Origin of the sequence: Photobacterium aquae, from assembly GCF_001029445.1 — a bacterium.
GTDB lineage: Bacteria > Pseudomonadota > Gammaproteobacteria > Enterobacterales > Vibrionaceae > Photobacterium > Photobacterium aquae.
Genome location: NZ_LDOT01000034.1, coordinates 32,116 through 56,944, shown reverse-complemented (window position 1 = coordinate 56,944; position 24,829 = coordinate 32,116). Strand labels below are relative to the sequence as shown.

The following is a 24,829-nucleotide window of genomic DNA, read 5'->3' as shown; positions in this document are numbered from 1 at the left end:
AGCTTTTGATGTATTTATACGCCAAAATGAGAGAGATAGTTTTGGTTTTAATGAGAACGTATTTTTACTATTAAGTGACTATTTTGCATTTAATTAGCTGATCTGAAAGATCTAACTTGCTAGAATCACGTTAAATTAACATGAGTAGTTTAACAACAATGAAGTTATTACATTCAGCGACTCTGGCTCTGTGTATTGGAGCTAGTTCGGCAGCTGCGTTTGATGGTGAAAACTTTTATCATAAAGATTGGGTGCTTACTTGTGATAATACGGGAACATGTCGAGCCGCAGGTTATGCAGAAGAAGAAAGTGAGAATCCGATAGCGGTGATGTTTACCCGTAATGCAGGTGCAGCAACACCAGTTACGGCTAAATTCTATATTGGGGCTTATAGCGAATCTGAACCCAAACAGATAAATTTATATATTGATGGTACCGAAATGGGGCCTATCGATATGAAACATGAAGGCAAGTTGAGTGAGATGCAGGTACACGCCCTGCTTTCTGTTGTGACGAAAGATGCGGTGATAGAGTTTGGTGATGCTAAAACTCGGTGGGAACTGTCTGGGAGCGGGGCGAGTGCAATATTCCGGAAGATGGATGAGTACCAAGGTCGTCAAAGTACGCCGTTTGCTATCGTGACGAAAGGCTATCGACCAGAGTCGCAGGTATTGCCGGCTGAACCGGCCCCCGTTGTTGTAAACCGGGCAATGAAAGGTGAGCTCAAGTCAATTGAGGTGGGTTCTCCGTTATATACCAAGATGCTGCCATTGTTGCGCGCCGGTTTTGATAACGATGAGGGTGACTTTGAATGCCCAAGTCTGTTTGAGGAATCCCCGGAAATCAGCATGGTGCAAATTACGCCTGAGCAAAAAATTTACGCGGCATCGTGTTGGATGGCAGCATACAACTGGGCGATGGCTTATTGGTTGGTGAACGACAATACACCTGACAAACCCTTGCTATTGCCGGTTGATGGCAATGAGTATATTGACGGTACAATCACCGCAACGCATAAAGGACGAGGCATTGGTGATTGTTGGAGTGCGAATAGCTGGGTGTTTGATGGCAAGCAGATGGTTCATACCAAAGACATGCATACCGGTATTTGTCGCTTGATTGTTGGCGGGGTTGATCCCATGCCGACCAAGGTGTCGACGGTTATTTCACCTGCCGAAGCAGAAAACTAATTATTATCGCTTTTCCAGAGAGAAAGAGTTGATACTTTCGTATTAGAAGGAAAAAGGCTGACGAGGTTTGTCGCCAGCCTTTTGGTTGTGATTATGCGCAGGTTGCTGGTTGGGGTTGGATCGTTAAGTTATTGAGCCAGCGTTTTTTCAGGTAACGATTAAAACAAAGGCCTAATTTAACGACTTCTTCAGTCAGTATGGTGAAGTAAACCCAGCCAAAGTCCCAATGGCCAACGAACGCGCCATAAGCTGTTAGCGGAATGCCGACCATCCACATCGCGATGAAATCCATACGCAGACAAAACAAGTTTTCCCCGCCAGAACGCAAAATCCCGTTGATGATGATCATATTGAGCATTTTCAATGTGATCCCTATGCTCATGACAACCATTGCTGGTTGGGCATAAGGGCGCAGACTGCTGCTATCGAGGTTTAGCCATGCCAAGACGAATTGATGGTTGAGGTACAGGCATAAACTCATACCCAAGCCGATGATCACGACGAATTTCAAGAAAAACCGAGTCATGGCCTGAGCCGTGTCGAACTCATCTCTGCCAAGAGATTGGCCGATCAATACCGAACAAGCGACGGATATGCCCATGAAGGTGGCATACAGCAAAGATTCGAATGGGCCAATCATACTGAATACAGCCAGTTCTGTGGTACCCATATGGCCAAAGATGATTTGGTAGGTCAGGGTACCCAGCGCCCATAGCAGCGTGTTCAGTGACTGCGGGATCGCCAGCTTGCGGTAGGTCATCCATAAGGTCTGGTGGCGGCGGATAGATTCGCTGGTCAGTAGCCAGTGACGGCGTTTGCTCAGCACTACCCACATCATTACAACCTGTGCAAATCGAGCAATCGTGGTCGCCAATGCCGCACCGGCCACCCCCATTGCCGGAAAGCCCAGATAGCCTTTGATCAAAATGAAGTTAAGGCAGATGTTGATGGCAATGGTAATAGCGCCTAGCACTAATGGAGTCATTGCATCACCACTTGAGCGCATGCTTGATTCTGCGGTAATGATGATATGGGTCAAAATCAAAACAGGAAAACTGTACCAAAGGTATTGCGCACCTTGGTTGATCACCGCAAAATCATTAGTCTGTAATTGCATGATTTGCGAGGCAAATACAGTAATTGCAAAGGTAACCGGTACCATGATGGCCAAGCCGAATTTCATGGCCTGCAATGTGACGGTTTTTGCGTGTACTTTGTCATAGCGTCCCCAGTATTGGGAAACTAGCACACCATTGGCGGAAGCGAGTCCTGCCATGATCATAATGGCGACAAAGTGCCATTTTGAGGCAATACCCACCGCAGCGGTAGCTGATTGACCATAGTCACTGACCATTAGGACATCGGCAAGCGCCAAAATAGACACAAGCGCACTTTGAATTGCAACGGGAAATGCCAGCTTGGCAACACGTGAGAACATCCTTTCTGGTAGCGCGTTTTGTTGGGTTGTGTTTGTTGTCATTGATTAGCCCTCAAGTGAACTGCCAGCTGGTGGAAATCAGCATGGATTTGCCGGGCAACTATAGCGAAGCAGGGAATGAATCGACATGTTAAAAATCCCAGAAAACCTGTGCGAATCGGTCACGCTGGGTATTAGGCTAGAAATACCGATTACCCATTGGCAAGAGGTTGTTTATCTAGCTGAAGCGTGCAAGGAACGTTTTCTTACTCAGTCTGAATTGCCGGAATTAACTGAGAATGAGTTTTTTATGGCGGGTTTGGCTGATTTGGCCGAAGGCTACGAGATAGAGCGGGTTGCCACCGACTCACATACGCTCATTTTTACACTGGATGGAATGGGAAAACTCACAACGAGCCAGCGGGAATACGCTTTGTTGCCCGGCACGTTGGCTGTATTGCCTGCGGGCTTACCGTTTCGGTTTGAGCTGGCAGAGCCTGGTGGACTATGGAAAATGGCCTGGGTACTGTTGCAAGACAGCAAAAAATGGCAGCCTATCGCTGTTGGTGGTCAGCGGGTAGAGCATAGCTATCAGTGCGAGCGGGTATGGTCTGTAATGAATTTACTTCACAGCGAAGTGGGAGGTCGGGCGAGTTACCGAAAACTCTTTGCGAGTGAATTGTCACGTCTGTTGCTGGGAACAACCTCATTGGCCCCTTCGAATTCGCAGTTACGGGTACAAAGTCTGTTTAATGAAGTTGAATCACAGCTGCATTTGAACTGGACCGTGAAAGGTATTGCAGAGCGCTGCTTTTTAAGTACCGAACAGCTTAACCGAATAACCCGCCAGTTATACGGCTGTTCCACCCAGCAGCGCTTGATTATGCTGCGAATGGAAAAAGCAGTCGATTTGCTTTGCTATAAGGAATGGTCGGTCAGTATGGTGGCCCAGCGATTGGGTTATCAGGACCCATTCAATTTTACCCATCGCTTTCGTCATTATCACGGCTGCTCGCCCCGCGAATACCGTAAAAGGCTATTTGCTGACAGTTAAACGAAAAACAGCGGCATCTTTGCCGCTGTTTGTGTATAGCTAAAGCGAGAAGCTTATTGCTTAGCTGCGTTTTGGCTGCTGGTAAGTACGGCCAGCGGCTTGGTATACGTCTTTGGCTTTGATTTCGAATTGGTCGTAGAAGAACCATGCAACGAATTTGATCACGTCATCACCGACGTTCATGATCCACTCGGCGTATTCTTCTTCTTCGCCGTTGTCATTTTCTTGCATTGAAACGTGGTAGATACGTTGCTCGCCTTCAATTTCAGCTAGTTGGAACTGACCGGCTAGTGAGTTGGCAGCTTCTACGATAGCTTCGTCTTCTTGTTGTTTTAGCAGGGCAAGTGCTTCTGGCAGGCCTGCTGTCTCGCATAGTGATTTAACGAGTGTTTCAAATTCATCGTGTAGCATTGTGTGACCTTCATACGGTGCATGATTTTCGGCTATTGTAGCGGCAAATTATAAATTTGTATGTAGTCGCACATTTTTTATTCTTTGCTGGAAGGATGAGCTAAGAGTTTGAATATGCTAACGGTTTGCGGAAAAGAAAACTGTTAGGCCCTGATGGATATTTTGCGTCTTGTCGCGTTTGGTAGGGATGTTTTCCCTAGATACATTTTCCGGTCTTTGGTTCGGACTTTCTACGCCCCTAATCTCCACCCCCTTGGCAATAAATGGGGGAGGGTCTGATGGCGGGGTATCAAGCATATGCTTGCTGGGTTACCTCTCTACAATACCTTAGAAAAAATACAACGAGGAGATTGCAACGTGAAACGGATGCTTCCCAGCCTACTGGCCCTAGCTATTACAACCACCTTATCTGCATGTAGCCATACCGAACCGAACCCGTCAGAAAATACAGGACAGTTAGCCGCTGGCAGCTATGCCTGTGATCCCGTAGTGGCAGAGAAATCAGATAACCTTCGTATTTATCAAGTCATGGTCGAGAGTTTTGTTGATGGTGATCCGGCAAGAGGTCATGGAACGGGTTATGGAACCAGCCATCACAATGGTGATTTGCAGGGGATTATCGATTCGCTGGATTATATTGAATCGCTTGGGATGAATGCCATCTGGCTAACCCCTATTTTTGACTCTGTACCGGTTGATGGTCAGGATCATTGGGCAGATCGTCTGGACGCAACTGGGTATTTTGCCACGAATTATTTTGCCATTGATCCTCGGTTCGGCACGATGGAGCAAGCTCGCCAGTTGGTGGAAGAAGCCCATGCTCGTGGGTTATATGTGTTTTTCGACGGTGTGTTTGGCCACCATAAAGGAAATGTCATGCCGTCGCCGCAGGGGCGCTTGCCTGTCGGCAAGAGCAACCCGGTGAGCTATCCTGATAGCCTGCCGTTTTACCAAGAAGTGGCAACCTATTGGATTAACGAGCTGAAGATTGATGGTTGGCGATTGGATCAGGCTTATCAAGTACCGACTGATGCATGGGAAGTGGTTCGTAAAAGAGTCGATGAGGCATCCAAGGCGGTGACTTATACCAACAACAAGGGTGAGTTGGTCAATCCGTTAGGCTACATGGTGGCCGAAATTTGGAATAACGAAAATACCATTACCGAAACAGGCTATGGGACGGATTCGCGTCCGGCGCTGTGTTCGGCATTTGATTTCCCTGTCCGTTACCGTGTTGTTGAGACATTCGCGGTCAATGAAAACGCCATTGGTGGTAAAGGCGGCCAGTGGCTTGACGAAGGGATGAGGCTGCATAGCCTGTATCCGTCTCACGCCAAGCCGAATCTAATGCTGGGTAATCATGATCTAGTGCGTTTTGGCGATTTGCTGCAACGCGGCAATATTGCATCACCGGAACAGCCAGAATATTGGCAGCGCCATAAGGCTGCGATTTCTTTCTTGGCGGCCTATACCGGGCCTGTAACGCTCTACTATGGTGATGAGATTGGTGATCAGCTTGAAGGCTATGCGGCCAAGGTCAAGGAGGATTGTGCGGTAAGGGGACTTTGCGATGATCACGTTGCCAGAACCAGTGCCAATATCGATGGGGTGACAACGTCACTTAGTGCCGAGCAGGCGGATCTTAAGCGTTATGTCACCGCTGTTATGTCGCTGCGAGCTAAGCACCCGGCATTGTACAGTGGTGAGCGTGTCAACGTGCTTGCCAATGATAGTGTCTATGTTGATCACAAACAGGCAGAGAATGAAGCGCTGATTTATATGGTCAGCACAACTGACCAACCAGAGACTATAGCTCTTCAGCAGGCCGAAATTGGCTCTAAGGGGACATTGGTTGACTTGTTAACTGGCGAAGCATTTGTGGCGGATAATGGTCAATATTCAATTCCATTATCAGGCTATGCTGCACGTTTCTTGCATATTGTTACTCCGACGGCTGAGGGCGTGGTACCGCGTGAGGCTGCGGTGGTATCGCTAACAGGCCAAGGTTTCTTGGCTCAATGTGATAACCCGACCGTTGATGAAGCAGGACCGGTTGACGACACATTGTATGTGGTGGGTGATTTTGCCGATGCTGGATGGTCACACAAATCTCAACGGGCTTACCAATATAAAGGTAACAATACCTATCAGGTTGTTGTCGACGAGAAAGCCGGGGCATACCGGATGCAATATGCGACGAAAAGTTGGTCACCACAGTTTACCGCTGAAGGGTTAGCATTAACACCGGGTCAGGCTGGTAAGCTAGTGAAAGGCGGTTATGGGAAAGACACCGCAGTAACTTTGCCGGAGGCGGGGCGCTATGTATGGAGTCTTACATTTAGTGATAGCGGTGCACCACAGCAGGTGATGGTTTCTAAGTGCCAATAAATAGCGGTAATGAATTATTGATCTCGAAATAGATGGCGAGATAATAATATAAGAATCAAGGGAGCGAATGCTCCCTTTTTGTTGGCCGAGGGAAAAGTCTATGGAAAATGTGTCGCCATACTGCGTGGTGTTGACCACGTATGCTGATGAGAATGTTGGCAAGGCAATGATTACATCATTATTGGAGAAAAGACTCGCTGCTTGTATTCAGGTGCAGTCAATCGACAGCTATTACCACTGGCAAGGTGAGGTTGCCTGTGATCAGGAAAAATTGGTCATCATCAAAACAACCTGTGATGCCTATCAGGCCGTTGAAGCGGATATTCTCGCCAACCACAATTATGACACCCCACAAATTGTTCAGTTGCCTATTACGGCGGGCTATCAGGATTATTTGACGTGGATTGGCACCGAGTGTGCTGGGAAAATATCATAACCTCAAGGAAGGCAACGTAAGGGTTGCCTTCGTCTATGGCTAAGAGGGAGATAAGGTTAGTCTTTGACATTCTGAATATCGATAACCAGTTTTTCCCAGTTGTGCTGATTGTCCATATCAAATTGGGCACCTTGGGCATCTGCGTATGCAAAGCGCTTTATTGCAGGAGTTTTGCTAGTGGCCTGATAGAGCCAGTATGCCTCTGCCTTTAAGGCTTCATCAATCGGTTTATCGATGGACTCATAAACCGTTTGCTTACAGGCATTAATGGATTCTGCGGGAAATTGGGCAATACGCTTAGCAAGATTTTCCACATAAGGGCCGATTTCGTCAGCCTCTAGGGCTTTATTGATAGTACCGTAGGCCTCGGCTTCTTCTGCGGTAAAATCCCGCGCGCTGAGAATAATTTCAAGGGCGCGTCCTAACCCTACTTGTCTTGCCATTCTTGATGCACCTCCGCCACAAGGAAGGATGCCCATACCCACTTCCATTTGCATGAATTTGTATTTGCCTTTGACTGCGAAGCGCATGTCGCAGGCTAGGGCAAATTCGTGGCCCCCGCCGCGTGCGTAACCTTCGATTTTTGCAATGGTTGCTTGTGGTAGGCGGCTTATGCGTTCCAGTACCGCTTGTAAATCGAGCAAACAGGCCTCTTCTCGTGAGACGGCATCCATCGACATGTCTTTTAATAAATCGGTGTCGTAATGGCAGACCCATATATCAGGATGGGCAGATTGGAAAACCACGACTTTGACATTACGGTCGCGTTCTAGACGTAATGCCAGACTGTTTAGGTCAGCCAGCATCTCTTGGCCTTGCACATTGACTGGTGGAAAGTCGATGGTCACCCAGGCTACACCATCAAGTATATCTACGTTGAAGGTTGTAAAGTTCTTGTACGCCATTTTTCCATCCTCTAGTTGGCTGTTTTGCAGACGTGCGACGCGCATAGCGTTGTCACTCTGAATACTGATTTAGCCTAGTTGAAGAGTGGGGAATGGGTTATATGGAAAGGTAAAAACTAAAGGTTGAAATGACTGAGAGTTGGTTGCTGGCAAGATAGAATGAATGATTTCAGTCTGTTGATGGTACGTTAGTAAAGCAGAGTTTAAATTGTTGGTTTATTCTCCTTGATTTTATGCATGAATATTTAGAATCAAGTGATTAGACTTGTAGTCGGTCAGCGAGTAATAGTGAATAAAAGATATTATTGTATTGATATCTTTTATATAACTTATTGATATTAAATTATTTTTAGGATTGCGCCTATCTGGGTGTCAAGCGTGATTGAGCGAGAGGGATAAGAGTAGTGATTAGGCCCATAAAGAAAGAAGATGATGCCATTGTGTGCGATATCATCAAACAAGTCGGGGCGGAGTATGGTGCGATTGGTGAAGGTTTTGGCCCTTCTGATCCCGAAGTACTGTGCATGAGCCAACATTATGGCAATTTTTCCAGAAGTCAGTATTTAGTTGCACTTGTTGAAGGCAAGGTTGTGGGCGGCTGTGGTATTGCGTCATTCAGTGGTAGTCAAAGTACTTGTGAGCTGAAGAAGTTGTTTATTTTGCCAGAAGGTCGGGGGCTCGGGTTGGGCCGTAGACTTGCCACGCAATGCCTTGAGTTTGCTAAGGCAGAGGGCTTTGAACGGTGTTACCTCGATACCTTGAAAAGTATGACATCAGCAATTGCGCTGTATGACGCATTGGGCTTTGTTCATCTTGATGGGCCATTGTTAGGTACGGAGCATAATGGATGTGATGTTTGGATGTTAAAGGAACTGTGAATAGTATTTGGTGAGGGAAAACCATGGGATACATCTATTTGGCAATAGCTATCATACCGGAGGTTATCGCGACGGGGTCACTGAAATTATCGGAGGGTTTTTCAAAATTTACGCCAAGCATCGTGGTGATTGTCGGCTATGGTATTGCTTTTTATTTTTTGTCATTGGTGCTTCTACCAATAGTTATATGATTTCTCTTCTGTTTTAATCGTTCTTATCGTATTTGACTCATTTTATCGCATGTGCAAATGGCTGTTTATGTCTACTTACTAGTTAGAAAATAAGTACATTTGTGCGCCATATCACTTTGTACAAAAAAAATTTTTGTACAAAGTGATCTTTATGCCTAACCTAATTGTACAAGAGATGTATTTTGTACAAGGTGAGGTGGAGCATGGCAATTCAAGTAGGGATCAGTGCATGTGTACTTGGTGAGCGAGTACGTTTTGACGGCGGCCACAAGCAGAATCGGTTTGTGGTCGATGAGTTGTCTAATTATGTGACGTTTAAGCCCGTATGTCCTGAAGTTGGTATTGGGATGACAGTGCCACGACCTGTTATTCGCCTTTTACAACTGCCTTCCGGTGAAGAACGCTTGGTGGAAACTAAGCGGCAAGATATTGATCACACCGATAAAATGAATGCATTCACCGATAAAATAGTCGGGCAGTTTGATGAACTGTGTGGTTATGTCGTCTGTGCGAAATCGCCAACATGTGGTATGGAGCGGGTCAAACTCCATATTGCAAACAACAATACGGTCCCTGGGGGAACTGTTGGGGTTTATACCAAACGCCTAATGGCCAAAATGCCTTGGTTACCTGTTGAAGAAGACGGTCGGCTGAATGATCCTGTGCTTCGTGAGAATTTTGTTTTTCGCATTTTCACACTGAATGATTTCTATAAAAGTGTGCGTGACAACCTTTCTGCCAAAGCGTTCGTCGAGTTTCATTCTCGCTATAAGCTAGTTTTGATGGCGCATAGCCCATCTGCTTATAAGTCATTAGGACAGATGGTCGCCAATATTAAAGATTGGGATCTTGATGACTTTTATTACGAATACCGTCAGTTGTTCATGGATGCGGTTAAAGAGCGGGCTAGCAGAAAGAACAAGACCAATGTCTTGATGCATTTACAAGGTTATTTCAAACGTTCGCTGACCAAAGAGCAAAAAGCCGAACTGGCCGAGCTTATCGACAGTTACCGTTCTGGTAATCAGCCTATTTTGGCGCCAATGGCACTGATTAAACACTACTTGCGCGAATACCCAGATCCCTATCTACAAATCCAAACATTTATTGACCCATATCCAGAGGAGTTAAAACTGCGTTATGGACTCTGAAAAAGCCTTTTATGCGATTAAAGATGTGTCTGAAATTACAGGCGTAAATTCTGTCACATTACGAGCCTGGCAGAGGCGGTATGGCTTGCTAAATCCCAAGCGTACCGAAAAAGGGCATCGTTTGTATTCAGAGCAAGATATTGCCCAGATAAGACATATCCTTAGTTGGCTTGATAAAGGTGTAGCAATAAGCAAGGTAAGGCCGCTCTTGGAACAGTCGCTTAGTAGTGATTTCGATGGGGGCGACCATGATAGTGATAATGATGTTGAACAGGCACTGCAGTTGCTGGCTAATCTCGATGCTCAGGCCTTGGATCGGCTGCTTGCCCAGCAGATGAAAGAATACCCGCTGGATGTTTTTGAGCAGCGTATTGCTGCGAAGATTGAAGCTGTTATTGCGCAGGAAGAAAATCCTCTCGCTAACATTCAGCTTTCGCTATGGCGAGGTATTTTGAGTGAACGGTGTATGGCGGTGTCATCGGGGGCCCGTCGGCGAAATAAGCGACCTTGTTTGCTGGTGAGTTTTGATCCTGTGCCTAGTTACAGATTATGGATCCGTCTGCTTAAGTTGGTTGAGTCTGGTTACAACGTCACAATACTAACGTCATTATCAGGAAAAATATTGGCTTTGCAGAGTTTGCTTAATCAATGGAAAACGCCCTTGCTGGTTGTTGATGGTGACAACAAGTTAACCCGAGAAACATTACAGCAATTGGTGCAATGGACGGAGTCTGGTCAAACGGAATTGTCACTGAGCGGAAGTATTTGCTCTATTCACCCTGAATTAATGAATGATCCTAGCTTGGAGGTTGAACAATGAGTGGAACCGGAATTATTTGGTTCAGGGCTGACTTGCGGTTAGTAGACAACACGGCATTACTCGCAGCTCGTGAGCAATGTGAGAATTTGGTGGCTGTATATTTACCAACACCGATGCAATGGCATGAACACCATGTAGCTCCAATTCAAGTTGATCTTATTCATCGCCGTTTAGCGGTATTGAAAGATTTATTGGCAGATTTAAATATTCCATTAGTGGTACGTGAAGTCGCTGATTTTTCAGATGTACCGTTGGCGATTACACAGTTAGCAGGTGAATCTGGTGCCCATAGCGTTTTTTGCAACAAGCAGTATGAGAATGATGAGCAGCTAAGGGATAAAAACGTCAAAAATGCACTTTCACCCTTGAATATTCAATTTCATTGTTTCGATGATAGTTGCATCGTTAATCCTGGTGACGTTGTCACTCAGGCTGGTGAGGCTTTTAAGGTCTTCACGCCATTTCGCAAAGCATGGTTGAGTTATTTGTACCGTGCGGGTCTTCAGGTGCAGCCGCCACCAGCGAAAGTCGATAGCAATGCGTTGATGACGCTGTCTGATGGTGATATTCCAACCTTTACCTATCCAAAGGTGAACAGTATTGATTGGCCCGTCGACGAAGAGGCGATCCGCCAGCGTCTGCTGACATTCTGTGAAACTAAAGTGGCACTATACCACCAACAAAGGGATATTCCGTCTATCGATGGGACAAGTTGTCTTTCCCCTTACTTGGCCACGGGGTGCTTGTCAGCGCGGCAGTGTCTATCGGTGCTGTTGAACTATGCGCCAAATTGTTTGATATCTCCTGATAGCGGTGGTTTTGCTTGGCTTAATGAGTTGGTATGGCGTGAGTTTTACCGTCATTTGCTGGTGGCTTATCCGAAGCTGGGTAGAAATCAGCCTTTTGTCTCTTGGACTAACAATGTGCTGTGGCGTGAATCCGATGAGTATTTGCAGGCGTGGCAGCAGGGACGTACGGGATACCCAATTGTCGATGCGGCGATGCGTCAGTTGAAAGCAACAGGATGGATGCACAATCGACTTAGAATGATAACGGCTAGTTTTTTGACTAAGGATTTGTTGATCGACTGGCGGGCTGGAGAGCGGTGGTTCATGTCTCATCTTATTGACGGGGACTTTGCATCTAATAATGGTGGTTGGCAGTGGGCGGCATCGACAGGGACCGATGCACAGCCGTATTTTCGGGTATTCAATCCGACGACTCAGGGAGAACGGTTTGATCCTAAAGGGGAATTTATCCGTACATGGGTGCATGAGTTAAAAGACGTACCGGATAAATATATCCATACTCCGCATTTATGGCCGGAGGCTGCCCGTAACAATGACCCAGTGTTGTTCGACTCGCCGGTTTGTTTGGACTATCCGTTGCCAATTGTTGATCACAAGGCTGCGAGAGTATGCACTATCGAAGTGTTTAGGATAGCGAAAGAGATGGCTGATCGGATTTAGAAGACTTTGGCTTGTGATAGCACAAATGCAATAGCAAGGAGCAAAGAATGTCGTATCAACCCAAGGAGCTAACGGAAAAATTTGTTCAGGCGTACCGTTCGTTGAGTAAGGAAAATGTTGCCATGCTTGAGGATGTTTACCACCAGGATGTGGTATTTGAAGATCCCGCACATCGAATGGAAGGTTGGCAAAATCTCGAAGGCTACTTTGACCGTCTTTTTGAGAATGTGAGTAGCTGCGCATTTGATATTCACGAAACAGTTGAGCAAGGTAATGTCGCCTATGTTCAATGGACGATGCATTTTAGCCATCCTCGAATCAGCAATGGGGAAATACGACAGGTAAAAGGGTGTTCGCGATTGGAGTTTGCCGAAGGAAAAGTGCAGTGCCATCGCGATTACTTTGATATGGGTGAGATGATTTATGAGGGTATTCCGTTACTTGGTAATGTAGTGCGTCATTTGAAGGCGAGGTTATGACATGGTTGGAATGGGCTCGGAACAACAAGTAGCTAATGGAACTAATTCAGTATTGATCACTGGAGCCAGTTCGGGGATAGGACGTCAGTTGGCGTTGGATTACGCCCAGGAAGGCTGGCAGGTTTATGCCTGCGGTCAGAGTTCCGAGCGGCTGGCATTATTAGAAGCCGAATCCAACCGGATCACGACACTTCGCTTTGATGTTTCTGATGGTGAGCAAGTCGCAACGGCGTTGGCGGAACTGGATCCTTTGCCCTCGGTGTTGATCCTCAATGCCGGTACTTGTGAATACATTAACCATGGCCAAATAGATGTTGCCTTGTTTCGTCGTGTATTTGAAACCAATGTGTTTGGCTTGCTCAATTGTATCGAGGCCATGCAGGATCGATTTAATGCATCGACCCATTTGGTATTGGTGGGTTCGACGGCTTCCTATTTACCGTTGCCTCGTGCTGAGGCTTATGGTGCATCCAAAGCGGCATTGGCCTATATCGCTAAAACGCTAGATATAGATTTGGCGGCTAAAAGCGTGACGGTGTCACTAGTTAGCCCTGGTTTTGTCAAAACACCATTAACGGATAAGAACGATTTTGCAATGCCGATGTTGGTGTCGCCTGAGTATGCATCGGAAAAGATTCGCCGCGGCATTAAGGCAAAGAAAAAAGAGATTCATTTTCCGCCCAAGTTCAGCCTTTTTCTTAAATCACTCGCGCTGTTGCCGTTGTCATGGCAATTGGCTGCTGTTAAACGACTTACAGGGAAGACCGTATGAAAATAGCGATCATAGGAACAGGGATATCTGGATTGACCTGTGCCCATTATCTACATAAGCATCATGATATTACGGTGTATGAAGCTAACGACTATGTTGGGGGACATACCGCAACGGTCGATGTTAACGTACCAAGTGGCAAGTATGCAGTAGATACCGGGTTTATTGTCTTCAATGACCGTACCTATCCAAATTTCGAACGTTTGATGGCAGAGATTGGCATTGCAGGCCTGCCTACTGAAATGAGTTTTAGTGTTCATAATGATGCTACTGGGCTGGAGTACAACGGTCACAATTTGGCCTCGATGTTCGCCCAGAAGCGCAATTTGGTAAATCCATTATTCTACCGATTTATTTATGACATTCTGCGTTTCAATAAATTGGCCAACAAGGTTGATTTGGCAACAGAACAGTCCCGGACACTGGGGGATTTTTTAAGTCGCAATCAATTCAATGACTATTTCAGTGAAAATTATATTTTGCCCATGGGGGCAGCCATCTGGTCTTCGACGTTGTCCGATATGCGTGGCTTCCCGTTGGAATTCTTTATTCGTTTCTTCCGTAACCACGGATTACTTGAAGTGACTAACCGACCGCAGTGGTACGTGATACCCGGCGGGTCTCGCGAGTATGTCAAAAAGTTGATCATGCCATTCAAAGATAAGATCCGCCTGTCTAGCCCAGTTACGGGCGTGCAGCGCCTGCATGGTCAGATAGGGGTAACGTCGGCGGGAGAGATGGAGTGTTACGACCAAGTGATCTTTGCCACTCATAGCGATCAGGCTTTGAAGATCTTGGTCGATCCCAATGAACACGAGAATGCGGTATTAGGCAACATGACTTATCAGAACAATGAAGTCGTGTTGCATACGGATACCACTATGCTGCCGCAGTCGCGAGCGGCTTGGGCATCTTGGAATTATTATCTTGATGCTGGTCAGCAGCGTGATAAGAAGCTATCTAGCGTTACCTACAACATGAATATCCTCCAAGATATTGAATCGAAAGAGACTTTCTGTGTCACGCTAAATCAGACTGAGGCTATTGATCCGGCCAAAATTTTACGGCGTTTTGTCTATGCCCATCCAGTCTTTACCTCTGAGAGTATGTTGGCCCAGCAATCGCGAGATTTGATCAACGGAAAATCGGGGATCTGGTATTGCGGTGCGTATTGGTATAACGGGTTTCATGAGGATGGGGTGCGCAGCGCACTGGATGTCGTAAATGGTTTGCGTACTTTGGCTGATACACCTCAGGCCGATCTTGCTGTTACTTCTGAGCTTCAACGGCAACAAGGCTGAGTTATGAGCGATCTAAGTGAAATGAATAGTGCGTTGTTTGTCGGAAGCGTGCGCCACCGTCGATTCAGTCCAGTGAAACACGGCTTTAGCTACCCAATGTTCATGCCGATGGTTGATCTTGATGAGTTGCCCCAGCTCGAGCGAAAGGTAATAGGCTTTGGTACCCGCTGGTGGCATTTTGCTCGTTGGCGAGCAGCAGACTATATGGCTGTTGACGGGGCGGCTGTATCGGCACTTGAAGTAAAACAGCGAGTGAAAGAGATGGTTGCCCGTTTGACCGGCGAACAGATAGAAGGGCGAATAACGTTGTTGTGTCAGCTACGCTATGCCGGTATCTATTTCAGTCCGCTCAATCTCTATTACCTTTATGATGAAACGAATACTTGGCGTTGGGTATTGGCTGAGGTAAGTAATACCCCGTGGAATGAGCGGCATTACTATGCCATCCCTGCAACAGACCAGTGGCCCGAACAATATTGGCAGCAGAGCAAGCAATTTCACGTATCTCCTTTTAATCCTATGACACAGCGCTATCAGTGGAACTTGCAGCCACCTGGACGGCGACTACTGGTACATCTTGATATTTGTGATCGAGCAGATGGTAGCAAAGTACTTGATGCGACCATGGCGATGAAGCATTCGTCTTTCACCACCGATCAGTTGGCGCGTCTATTGCTTGCCACACCGATACAAACGGTAAAAATATTGGTTGGCATTTACTGGCAGGCGTTGAAACTTTGGCTCAAGAAAGTGCCGTTTTATGGTCATCCGGATAGTGTGGTGGATTCGAGCAAAAAAACATAAGACGAGCGATAAGAGATAATAGATAGGCTCTAATAGATAGATTCGGGCGAGCAACCTGAAGAACAACAAAAGCAAAGGGTGATGTTATGTTTAAGAGTGAAGCGGATCGTTCAGGGAAGTGGGTGACGCAAACTGAGCAGGTCGCTAGGCGAGTCGTGTTTGGTTTCTTGGCATATATCCAAGGCGCGGGACTCACCATTGTGGAAAAAGACCGAGATACGCATTTTTTCGGCGACAGGGAAGCTGCTTGCCAAGCCCAACTTATTGTCAATGAATCTGCATTTTATCGTCGGGTCCTTAATGGCGGCAGTATCGCCGCCGGTGAAGCTTACATGGATGGCTGGTGGGATTCGCCAGATCTTACTCAGGTTGTCAGAGTGATTGCGATGAACTTGCCTATGCTTGACAAGCTGGAGCAGAAGGTCAGCTGGTTGGGGGCGATCAAGGATAAATGGCTGCATTGGTCACGCCGAAACAGCAAGGAAGCCGCCAAACAAAATATTCTGGCCCATTATGATTTGGGCAACGATTTTTATCGCACATTTCTGGATCCGAGCATGCTTTACTCCGCGGGGATCTATGCGACACAAGATACGACCTTGGCTGATGCCCAGTATGCCAAAGTCGACCGCCTGTGCCAGTTACTTAATTTGAGCGAGCAAGACCATTTGCTAGAAATTGGTACGGGTTGGGGGGCATTGGCTATTCATGCGGCCAAGCATTATGGCTGTCAGGTAACCACTACCACTATTTCAGATGAACAGTATGCATGGGCCAAAGCGCGGGTTGAAGAAGAAGGCTTGCAGGATCGAATTACCCTGTTGCTCAGTGATTATCGTGATCTGGAAGGGAAGTACGACAAGATAGTGTCTGTCGAAATGGTTGAGGCTGTGGGGAAGGAATATCTGACGACCTATTTGAAGAAATGCCAGTCTTTACTCAAACCTGATGGCTTATTGGCGCTTCAAGCCATCACGATTGCCGATCAACGTTATGATAGCTATAGCAAAGGGGTGGATTTCATACAGAAACATATTTTCCCCGGTGGTTTTCTTCCTTCAGTCAATGTGCTTTCCAGCCAGTTTACCCAACATACAGATTTTGTTATTCGGGACTTGAAAGATATCGGGCTGGATTATGCGCGTACCTTGTCAGATTGGCACCAAGGGTTTAATCGCAGTATTGAAATGTTGAAACAACAAGGCTTTGATGATCGATTTATCCGTATGTGGCGTTATTACTTATGTTACTGCGAAGGTGGCTTCCTTGAGAGAACGATAAGTACAGTTCAACTTGTAGCCAGCCGAAGCCAGTGGCGTAGTTAGGGCAAGGCAGGACACAGCCTGTAAAGACGAACCCAATAACGAGGCGTAACCAACGATGGCAGGCTATTCATTCCGAGATCAACAGGTTGAAGCATCGCATGCGAATAGTCAGTCGCCAAAGGCGCAAGGCTCTGTTGCTACTTCACCCATCCTATCAGAAACGGCGACATCATCAGTATTGAGCACCAAGGCTGTGGTTGTTCTTGGCCTTGTATTCAACCTCTACTGGGCAGCTGCCGTTTTGGGGCAATCACAATGGGTGGTTGCTTTGGTGATTATGTTGGTAACCGCGTGGGCACTGTTTCCCGGCAGCGCACGTTTTTCGTTGCTTCTCGGCGGGATAGGTATCGGGATGGATTTTATGCTGATCCAAGCCGGGGTTTTGGCGTTTGATGCGGAAGGAATGCCCTTGTGGTTAGTACTGCTATGGCTGGGTTTTGCGTCATTTGTCTGGATTATGCGTAGTCGGTTGCTTGTTATGCCGTATTGGCTGCTTGGACTGATTGGTTCGCTTGGCGGAGCAATGAGTTATTTGGCTGGCTATCGATTTGATGCGGCGTCTTTGCCATACGGTATTGAGCTAAGTGGTCTTGTCCTTTTACTGTGCTGGGGGCTGTTTACCTTCGTCGCTATAGGCTTACTAACAACGGTTAACCGTCTATTCGGAGGGCGATATGCAAAACCATTCCGTTTTTAAATCATATAAATCAGCCCTTCTTGGGATTGTGGTTGCCGGGCTAATGGGTGTCAGTAATAGTGCATTTGCATCAACGCCGTGGCAGTCATGGCCGGCGGTGGGCGAGGCACAACTAAAGTGGGGGCCGTGGGTTATTTACGATTCAGAATTGCGCACACCCAACGGAACCTATCGTAATGATGGATTACCTCTGGCCTTGGTGATCAAATACCAGCGTAACATTGATAACGATGATCTTATTGATGCAACCGATGATCAGTGGGTTCATCTCGGGATCACCAAATTCAAACGCGATAAATGGCTGCGTAAATTAGCGACAATTTGGCCGGATGTTCGCAAGGGGGATAGGCTTATTTTCGTCTATGACGGCCAACAAGGTACATTCTACCGTGATAATCGGCAGATTGGGATTGTGAAGGATCATGAAATGGCACGCTCATTTGTTCATATCTGGTTGTCACCGCAAACGGCCTATCCAGACATTCGCAACCAACTGATAGGCAGACGCTAGTTGCTTTGGAGACGGCATGGCAAGATTGAGCAGACCCATCTTGATATCTTTGGTGTTTATTATGGGATTATTCGGGTGCACGGCATCGATAGAGGATTATCAAGGCACGAAGCCTGATTTTGATTTATTTGGATATTTTGACGGTCGAGTCAAGGCATGGGGAATGCTGCAAGACCGGAGCGGTAAGCAAACCCGGCGGTTCAATGTCGATATTGTCGGAGCAGTTGATGGAAATGTTCTGACGTTAACAGAAGATTTCGTCTTTGATGACGGAGAGCAACAACGTCGGATTTGGGTGATCACCCATCAGGGAAATGGGCGCTATAGCGGTACAGCTGATGACGTTATAGGAGAGGCTCAAGGTAAGATTATCGGGAACGCTCTTAATTGGCGTTATGTACTCAGAGTGCCGGTTGGTGATAGTAGCTATGACATCACATTCAATGATTGGATGTATCTGCAAGACGAAACCCACTTGTTCAATACTGCAGAAATGACCAAGTGGGGTTTTCATGTCGGTCAGGTAACATTGTTTTTTGAAAAGCAGGATAAATAGGTGTTACCGGTATTAATTTGTATTGGTTTTAACTAGATCTGACTGACTCCGCGAGACATAGCAACCACACGTTTTAGAACCCAGCGTAATAGTAACGGAATCACATCGATATCATGCTCGTCAATGTAAGCAATCATTGCAAGAGCGACATCCGGTTTTGCTTGACGCTTAAGTGCCCGATGAATGATTTTCTTCGGGCTAACAGGAGAGTGCTCCGGAATGCCGGCCAAACTTCGGAATAATGACTCGAAGCCGTTGAAAAACAAGAAATGTTCAATATCAGCCTTAGGTAACAAGGTGATCCTATGGCGTTCTGATTCGTTACCCAGCATTCGTCTTGCAGTATCCGCGTATTTTTTCCCTGCCATATCACCATCGGCAATCATGTGCCATTCAATCCCAAGGTTGCGGGCAACTTTGATTAGCGGGCGCAATCCACTTTGTGCGAATTCGATAATTTGAACCCCTTCTGCGGCAAGGTTATAGCCACAGAGGCGAGCCAGTTCATTGAATAACCATACTTCGGTTTCGCCTTCAACTAATAGCCATGCTCTTGCAAAAAGTGCGCTTGGGCGGTGAAGCCGAATATGAAAGGCAACGCGTCTGGCTTCATCTTTACCCAGAACTTGTGGATTAAGGCTGTAGACCAGTGTTTTGTTCGGGTGGCGGATCAGCTTTTTGACGCTATCAATAGGTACAACAGAGCAGAGATCTGGACTGTTGGTCGTAAGGATCTTTTGCATCGGCATGTTAACGATAAAGCTCCACGCCTGATGGAGAAACGTGGGGTGAAGTCGGCCTTCCGGATCTTCTAGGATCATGATTGGGCGGCTGATCCGTTTCAGTTCAACCGGGCCTCGAGCGCGGATGAAGGCATTGAGCAGCCCCATTAGGATTAAGCGCCCTTGTTTGCTCATTTCTCGTTGGCTGAGTTGTTCGAGCGGATTGACCGCATATTGAGCCCTTTCCGGAAAGTGGGCCCGATCAAAGTGGCGGGGCTGGCTTTGTGGCGTAAAGGCAAAATAGTGATCGACCAGAGAACGCAGGGCATTGATGCTGCTTTTTATCTCAGCTTGGCTAACATGGCCGGGTTTGGTCATTAATCGGCGGCAGGTATTATCGAGTCGCCGTTGGATACGTACATTTTCGGCCTGTTTTTTTTCAGCAGCTTGTTTTTCTAGGGATAGCTGTTCGTGCCCGTTACCGTTTTTGCCATTACTCTTGCTATCGGCTTTGTCGTGAGAGTGGGTAGGCGATTTATGCTGGTGGCTGTAGTCGCGAAGCCGCCGGGCATCACGGATACGTACGACAGGGTGAAGGATCATGAGCTGTTTGGCGAGTTTGTCGGTATCGTCACATGGGATCCTGTCGCCTTTGGTATCTAGAAAGTAGCGTTCGGTGATTATTCTATCACCCTCAATTGTACTGGCGATTCGGTAGTATAGTGCTTTGGTTTCGGCGTGGGTGGATTGCCACATTCGGCTAAAACTGCGGTAACGGCGCGCTTTGTGTTCACCGGGATAGTCTTCTTGCCAGTAGAGTACGATTTGCAACTGGTGCATTTTTGCATGGCCAGCACTGTAGTCGATATGAAAGTCGTCAAAGTGAAAGTTATGGAAAGAGGCATCCGGAGACAGTGCAATATCCAGCGCGTCGAGCAGTGAGGATTTCCCCCAAGCATTCTCACCAATCAAAACAGTCAGTGCGTCCAGAGAAAGAGAGAGACGTTTTATACCCCGAAAGCCGGATATTTCAATTCGTTCTAGCTGCATATATACCTCACTCGCCTGTAACCTTGTTTAAGCCTACAGTACAAAGCGGCGTTGAATCACATTCAGTATCACATTATTGAAAATGAAAGGGTTTTGGATACATGGGACGAGACGATAGCGCGTGGTGGAACTGCTTGTTGCAGTAACAGGGAGTTGCTATAGTCTGCGAACTAAAATTCGCAGTATCCCGGTGTGCGTGTAGCTGTTTTATGGTACCGCTCGGGTATGTTCAACCTGGAGATGTCAGATGGCTAAGATCATTCATTCTATGGTACGTGTGGGCGACCTAGATAAATCATTGAAGTTTTACAAGGAAGCATTGGATCTGGATGTTGCAGAGCGTCTCGATTTCGACGGTTTCAGCTTGGTATATCTACGAAACGAAGAGAACGATATGGAGCTCGAGCTGACGTGGAACGAAGGGACTGAGTCCTATACCCACGGAAGCGGTTATGGCCATATTGCCGTAGCCGTTGACGACCTAGAAGCCGAGCATACGAAATTGGCCGGTTTGGGGTATGAACCAGCAGAAATCAAAGAATTCTTCCGTGAAGGTCAACTGTTGGCCAAATTCTTCTTTGTTGTTGACCCTGATGGCTACAAAATTGAGTTCCTTCAGCGTCATGGGCGTTATCAGTAAGCCGAGGCGTGCTGAATAAGAAAGAAAAAAGCCATCCAATTTCAGTTGGGTGGCTTTTTTCTAGATGATTGACGCTGAGTTGGCTGGTTTCGGTAATATTCTTATTTGGTAATAGCGCTATTTGCAATATTTCACATCAGCCTGGTAGAAAAAGGCCTTGACGTTGTTATAGCCCAAGCTGAATGCATTTTTTTCGCTATTTGCTTTCTGGATACTTCTTAAATCCAAGGATGTCATCAGCATTAGGTTATCAATACTTTCGATACTCTCCACGTTGTAGTCTGATGTTCGCTGAAGAAAATCAAACTGGTTGAATAGCCATATTCGCTCTTCGCCATCGCGTCGCCATTGTTCTTTTTTCACATCATAGATTGACACTGAGTAGTGGTAGTCGTGTTTTTGCTTGCTTATTAGTTGGTAGGGGAAATGCTTGATGGCTTTATTGTTGCTAAATGGAGCAGGTTCGCTTGGCGGCCATTTTTCCTGAGGGCTTGGGGAGCTAACGTAAGGCTTTTCTGGCTGATCATTGAAATATCGATAGTAGCTTGCTGCCATTTCGCCAGAAACGGTACGGATTGTTTTGTCAAATAGTGAATCATTTTGTAGGTATGCGAGTAGTCCTGGGTCGTTTTTCTTTATACAGACAAAATAGTCATATATAGGAAACGAGGAGAGTTCATATATCCGCCGAGTATCCAAGTCTACCTTTTCGTAACGGGGAATGGGTTTAACACTTGCTGTTACTGTGATTGGGACGAGTAATAGCAATAATATCAGCCGTGATGGGCTCATGGTGTATCCTCCCGGTGGGCCATATTCCAATGGATATGAAACAACAATAGACCCAAGGAGGATAACGCCGGATAGAATATCTTCGGTTGTTGATGCCAACCACATACAAGGGAGAGGCTTTCAGTCGCACGGAGTAGAAATCGTGCGAGAGGGCAAGGTTATTTGCTCGGGCTATGAGAAGTCTATTGAGTAGATAAATTTTCCACATATAGGGCATTTGAATTTATAGATGGCAGGATCACCACCTTTTTCATAATGCTGAACGATCGCTTCCCATAATTTTTCATCCAGCATCTGTTCGGTGAGAAATTGCTGCAAACTGTCATTGTCCCATTTTTCTAGTTCATGTTTTTCTGCATCGCCATGAAATTCACAGGCAGTATCGCAATGTGTCTGCCAAATCTCCTGTTGCCAAGAAACGAATCCCGGCGTTCTTTCGCAGATTTCAATAATAAGCGCCATTGGAATGCCAGCTTCGAGCAGCGGATAATCGTCGACGAAAGAACCATCATATTTTTTAGCGGCAGATCCGTCTGATATACACCACGGGCAAATATCCGTGACATTGTCACGTGAATAGAAACTCGCGGTGTAGATATATCCTCGCGCTTTACCGCAACATTGGCAGGCTTTGTCGCTTTTCTTAATCGCGCCAGTGGCAATGGGATCGGGATGAAATCTGAATTGAGGTAGTGTCATGGGTGGTATTCTGCTTATTGGTAAGAGGGAACAGATCTGGGTAAAGACGGGAGATAGGATACTGGATACGTCTAGCTTTGTTAAGCTGGAGTCATCTGATAACCATCACTGTCTTGATGCAATGTAAGATTTAATTTCAAGAGGAAACCTGAGTTTTGTCATGATGTGTTGTATGATGAAATCTCAATACCTAGAAACGTCATGTTTTCTTCTTAGTAAGTTCGTATTAACCAGCGAGAAGATCTGTTTTTCGAAGTTATTCGAGGTATTAGCGTAGATTCGAGTTGGCTTCCCCGCACAATGTGCTGGAGGGGGAAGTGAACTAGCATTTTAGGATAATGGAGTACTTTCAGCATTATGACACACCATCGTCCAGCGAAGTTAACGATCGCCCATATTAACGACACGCATTCACATTTCGAGCCGTCGTCGATCTCACTACAGTTGCCCAGCGACGTCATTGAACCAGAGATGTCGGTATATGCCAGTTGTGGTGGATTCTCTCGCGTTTCTTCAGCTGTAAAGGATATTCAGCGCCAAGCTTTGTTGCAGTCACGGAGCTTTGTCTTTCTCCATGCCGGTGACTGTTTTCAGGGCACACTGTATTTCTCCCTGTATAAGGGGGTAGCTAATGCCGAGTTGCTCAATGCGATAGGCATTGATGCGATGGCTCTTGGTAACCATGAGTTGGACATGGGCAATGAGCCTGTCGCTGATTTCATGGATCAAGTTAACTTTCCGCTGCTTGCCGGCAATTGGGATCTTTCCGGTGAGCTGGTGGGTAAAGCTAACCCGCTATCACGTAAAAACAATGTATTGGCATATGATGCCGAGCAGCAATGTGCCAGATCTTGGATACACGATGTAGAGGGTGAACCCGTAGCGGTGTTTGGTCTGGCCATTGAGAATATGGCTGGTATTGCCAATCCGGATCCGGATACGTTTTTCCACAATGTTACCGATGTTGCCAAGCGAACCGTAACCGCCTTGCACCGTGCCGGCATTAATAAAATTATTGTACTTAGTCACCTAGGTTATGAGCGTGATTTGGAATTGGCCGAAGAGGTCGATGGTATCGGTGCGATTATTGGTGGCCACAGCCATACAATGCAGGGTGATTTTACTAACCTTGGTTACGGCGTCACTGATTCTTATGCCCGTATGGTCAAAGGGACTTGCGTCGTACAGGCGGGCTGTAATGCATTGGCCTTAGGTCAGCTGCATATTGATTTTGCCGCAGACGGTAGCGTTGAGTCTGTATCGGGGACAAACCAGCTCTTGCTGGGACGGCAGTTCACTCTGGACGCCAGCAGAAGCGAGCACCTTGATGTGCTGAGCCACGATAAAGTGAAAGCCTATCTTAAACAGCAGCCAAATGTTCGATTCTGTATTAAAGATCCCTATATCGAAAATATTCTCAACGAGGAATACCGGCCTGCCGTACGTAAGCTACAAACAGAACATATTGCCGATGTTATGAGCCCATTGCGTCATACGCGCATTCCCGATGCCAAAGGGGCAAGTCAGATCGCGCCGCATGTCGTTGACAGTTTTGTCTGGCAGGGTCGCCAGTTAGGCTTTGCGGTTGACTTTGGTATTCATAATGCTGGTGGCGTGCGCTCATCGTTGAATCCCGGGCCGCTGACCGCCGCAGACATTTCTGGCCGGTTGTTGCCGTTTGCCATCGGCTTGATGGTTTATCCGGTAACTGGCGCGCAAGTAAGGGCGGCGCTTGAAGGTGCGATCGATAATGCCATCGATAATGGCGTTGAAGGCACGGGGGACGGAAGTTACCCTTATACATCCCACTTACGCTTTGTCTATCGCTGCTGTGCAGCACAAGGCCAGCGGATTGAGCAGCTAGAGTATCTTGTTGGCTCGGAGTGGCGGGAGGTTGACGATGGTGCGACATATCTTTCGGTATCGTCGGGCTACACGGCCACAGGCAAAGAGGGCTATCATGCTTTGCTCAATGGGGAAGAGCCTCAACCCCTGAATGTCACAATGGCAGAGGCATTTTCTGCCTATGCGGCTCACAAGCAGCAATTAGATGTTCCACCAGCCAATCTGTCGCAGTTTATTCCTTGTGTGTGTCACGAGGAAGGGGTCGCTTAAGCCCATTACCATTAATAGACAGGAACTAGAAAAACCGCCGGTAGTTGATGCTATCG

24 protein-coding genes and 1 pseudogene are annotated in these 24,829 nt (G+C 46.8%); 19 read left to right on the top strand and 6 right to left on the bottom strand.

The window, feature by feature from the left end; translation table 11 throughout:
* Positions 1–158 precede the first annotated feature (158 nt).
* Positions 159–1,190: a DUF1176 domain-containing protein gene (locus tag ABT56_RS19660; RefSeq protein WP_047880618.1), complete on the top strand. Its 1,032-nt coding sequence runs from the start codon at positions 159–161 to the stop codon at positions 1,188–1,190.
* 91 nt (positions 1,191–1,281) lie between these two features.
* Here ABT56_RS19660 and ABT56_RS19655 read toward each other — a convergent pair whose 3' ends face one another.
* A complete protein-coding gene (locus ABT56_RS19655) occupies positions 1,282–2,670 on the bottom strand; it encodes an MATE family efflux transporter (RefSeq protein ID WP_047880617.1) in 1,389 nt (462 codons plus the stop codon).
* 85 nt (positions 2,671–2,755) lie between these two features.
* Here ABT56_RS19655 and ABT56_RS19650 point away from each other — a divergent pair, with 85 nt between their 5' ends.
* Positions 2,756–3,661 (top strand): AraC family transcriptional regulator, encoded by a 906-nt coding sequence (locus ABT56_RS19650; protein ID WP_047880616.1) that lies wholly within the window; start codon positions 2,756–2,758, stop codon positions 3,659–3,661.
* A 60-nt stretch (positions 3,662–3,721) separates the two neighbouring features.
* On the opposite strand, the gene ABT56_RS19645 is transcribed toward ABT56_RS19650, so the two are convergent.
* Positions 3,722–4,072, bottom strand: a complete 351-nt coding sequence (locus ABT56_RS19645; protein ID WP_047880615.1) for a hypothetical protein — start codon at positions 4,070–4,072, stop codon at positions 3,722–3,724.
* 366 nt (positions 4,073–4,438) lie between these two features.
* Here ABT56_RS19645 and ABT56_RS19640 point away from each other — a divergent pair, with 366 nt between their 5' ends.
* Entirely contained in the window at positions 4,439–6,460 is a 2,022-nt protein-coding gene (locus tag ABT56_RS19640) for an alpha-amylase family glycosyl hydrolase (RefSeq protein WP_047880614.1), read from the top strand.
* 100 nt (positions 6,461–6,560) lie between these two features.
* Positions 6,561–6,896 carry a divalent-cation tolerance protein CutA gene (gene cutA / locus ABT56_RS19635; RefSeq protein WP_047880613.1) on the top strand — a complete coding sequence of 112 codons (336 nt, stop codon included), beginning with the start codon at positions 6,561–6,563 and terminating at the stop codon, positions 6,894–6,896.
* Positions 6,897–6,952: 56 nt separating this feature from the next.
* Here cutA and ABT56_RS19630 read toward each other — a convergent pair whose 3' ends face one another.
* Positions 6,953–7,801 carry an enoyl-CoA hydratase/isomerase family protein gene (locus tag ABT56_RS19630; RefSeq protein ID WP_047880704.1) on the bottom strand — a complete coding sequence of 283 codons (849 nt, stop codon included), beginning with the start codon at positions 7,799–7,801 and terminating at the stop codon, positions 6,953–6,955.
* Between the two features lie 395 nt (positions 7,802–8,196).
* On the opposite strand from ABT56_RS19630, the gene ABT56_RS19625 reads away from it, so the two are divergent.
* From ABT56_RS19625 to ABT56_RS19570, 13 genes and pseudogenes are all read left to right on the top strand, one after another.
* Positions 8,197–8,679 (top strand): GNAT family N-acetyltransferase, encoded by a 483-nt coding sequence (locus ABT56_RS19625; protein ID WP_047880612.1) that lies wholly within the window; start codon positions 8,197–8,199, stop codon positions 8,677–8,679.
* Positions 8,680–8,702: 23 nt separating this feature from the next.
* Positions 8,703–8,867 (top strand): annotated as a pseudogene (locus tag ABT56_RS23745) (DMT family transporter); the annotation flags it as partial.
* A 206-nt stretch (positions 8,868–9,073) separates the two neighbouring features.
* Positions 9,074–10,021 (top strand): YbgA family protein, encoded by a 948-nt coding sequence (locus ABT56_RS19620; RefSeq protein WP_047880611.1) that lies wholly within the window; start codon positions 9,074–9,076, stop codon positions 10,019–10,021.
* Positions 10,011–10,841 carry a MerR family transcriptional regulator gene (locus ABT56_RS19615; RefSeq protein WP_053062580.1) on the top strand — a complete coding sequence of 277 codons (831 nt, stop codon included), beginning with the start codon at positions 10,011–10,013 and terminating at the stop codon, positions 10,839–10,841. The genes ABT56_RS19620 and ABT56_RS19615 overlap by 11 nt, the downstream gene beginning before the upstream one ends.
* Complete coding sequence (gene phrB / locus ABT56_RS19610) at positions 10,838–12,310, top strand: deoxyribodipyrimidine photo-lyase (RefSeq protein ID WP_047880610.1); 1,473 nt, start codon at positions 10,838–10,840, stop codon at positions 12,308–12,310. The genes ABT56_RS19615 and phrB overlap by 4 nt, the downstream gene beginning before the upstream one ends.
* 47 nt (positions 12,311–12,357) lie before the next feature.
* A complete protein-coding gene (locus tag ABT56_RS19605; protein WP_047880609.1) occupies positions 12,358–12,789 on the top strand; it encodes a nuclear transport factor 2 family protein in 432 nt (143 codons plus the stop codon).
* A 1-nt stretch (position 12,790) separates the two neighbouring features.
* Entirely contained in the window at positions 12,791–13,561 is a 771-nt protein-coding gene (locus tag ABT56_RS19600) for an SDR family NAD(P)-dependent oxidoreductase (protein ID WP_240478362.1), read from the top strand.
* Complete coding sequence (locus tag ABT56_RS19595; protein WP_047880608.1) at positions 13,558–14,862, top strand: NAD(P)/FAD-dependent oxidoreductase; 1,305 nt, start codon at positions 13,558–13,560, stop codon at positions 14,860–14,862. The genes ABT56_RS19600 and ABT56_RS19595 overlap by 4 nt, the downstream gene beginning before the upstream one ends.
* A gap of 3 nt (positions 14,863–14,865) precedes the next feature.
* Positions 14,866–15,666, top strand: a complete 801-nt coding sequence (locus tag ABT56_RS19590) for a DUF1365 domain-containing protein (RefSeq protein WP_047880607.1) — start codon at positions 14,866–14,868, stop codon at positions 15,664–15,666.
* Between the two features lie 86 nt (positions 15,667–15,752).
* Positions 15,753–16,991, top strand: coding sequence for an SAM-dependent methyltransferase (locus tag ABT56_RS19585; protein ID WP_047880606.1), 1,239 nt, complete (start codon positions 15,753–15,755; stop codon positions 16,989–16,991).
* A 55-nt stretch (positions 16,992–17,046) separates the two neighbouring features.
* Positions 17,047–17,688 carry a DUF2878 domain-containing protein gene (locus ABT56_RS19580; RefSeq protein WP_053062579.1) on the top strand — a complete coding sequence of 214 codons (642 nt, stop codon included), beginning with the start codon at positions 17,047–17,049 and terminating at the stop codon, positions 17,686–17,688.
* Positions 17,666–18,199: a chalcone isomerase family protein gene (locus tag ABT56_RS19575; protein ID WP_053062578.1), complete on the top strand. Its 534-nt coding sequence runs from the start codon at positions 17,666–17,668 to the stop codon at positions 18,197–18,199. The genes ABT56_RS19580 and ABT56_RS19575 overlap by 23 nt, the downstream gene beginning before the upstream one ends.
* Positions 18,200–18,215: 16 nt before the next feature.
* Positions 18,216–18,755: a DUF3833 domain-containing protein gene (locus ABT56_RS19570; protein ID WP_047880605.1), complete on the top strand. Its 540-nt coding sequence runs from the start codon at positions 18,216–18,218 to the stop codon at positions 18,753–18,755.
* A gap of 32 nt (positions 18,756–18,787) precedes the next feature.
* Here the strand turns inward: ABT56_RS19570 and ABT56_RS19565 are convergent, their stop codons facing one another.
* Positions 18,788–20,527, bottom strand: a complete 1,740-nt coding sequence (locus tag ABT56_RS19565; RefSeq protein WP_047880604.1) for a DUF2813 domain-containing protein — start codon at positions 20,525–20,527, stop codon at positions 18,788–18,790.
* 247 nt (positions 20,528–20,774) lie between these two features.
* Here ABT56_RS19565 and ABT56_RS19560 point away from each other — a divergent pair, with 247 nt between their 5' ends.
* A complete protein-coding gene (locus ABT56_RS19560) occupies positions 20,775–21,167 on the top strand; it encodes a VOC family protein (RefSeq protein ID WP_047880603.1) in 393 nt (130 codons plus the stop codon).
* Positions 21,168–21,284: 117 nt separating this feature from the next.
* Here ABT56_RS19560 and ABT56_RS24090 read toward each other — a convergent pair whose 3' ends face one another.
* Together ABT56_RS24090 and ABT56_RS19550 are read right to left on the bottom strand one after the other, a co-directional pair.
* Positions 21,285–22,064, bottom strand: a complete 780-nt coding sequence (locus ABT56_RS24090; protein ID WP_157037927.1) for a hypothetical protein — start codon at positions 22,062–22,064, stop codon at positions 21,285–21,287.
* A gap of 66 nt (positions 22,065–22,130) precedes the next feature.
* The gene (locus tag ABT56_RS19550; protein WP_047880601.1) at positions 22,131–22,658 is read right to left on the bottom strand and encodes a CbrC family protein; all 528 of its coding nucleotides are present in this window, start codon (positions 22,656–22,658) and stop codon (positions 22,131–22,133) included.
* A gap of 357 nt (positions 22,659–23,015) precedes the next feature.
* On the opposite strand from ABT56_RS19550, the gene ABT56_RS19545 reads away from it, so the two are divergent.
* A complete protein-coding gene (locus ABT56_RS19545) occupies positions 23,016–24,773 on the top strand; it encodes a bifunctional metallophosphatase/5'-nucleotidase (RefSeq protein WP_047880600.1) in 1,758 nt (585 codons plus the stop codon).
* The last annotated feature ends 56 nt before the right edge of the window (positions 24,774–24,829 follow it).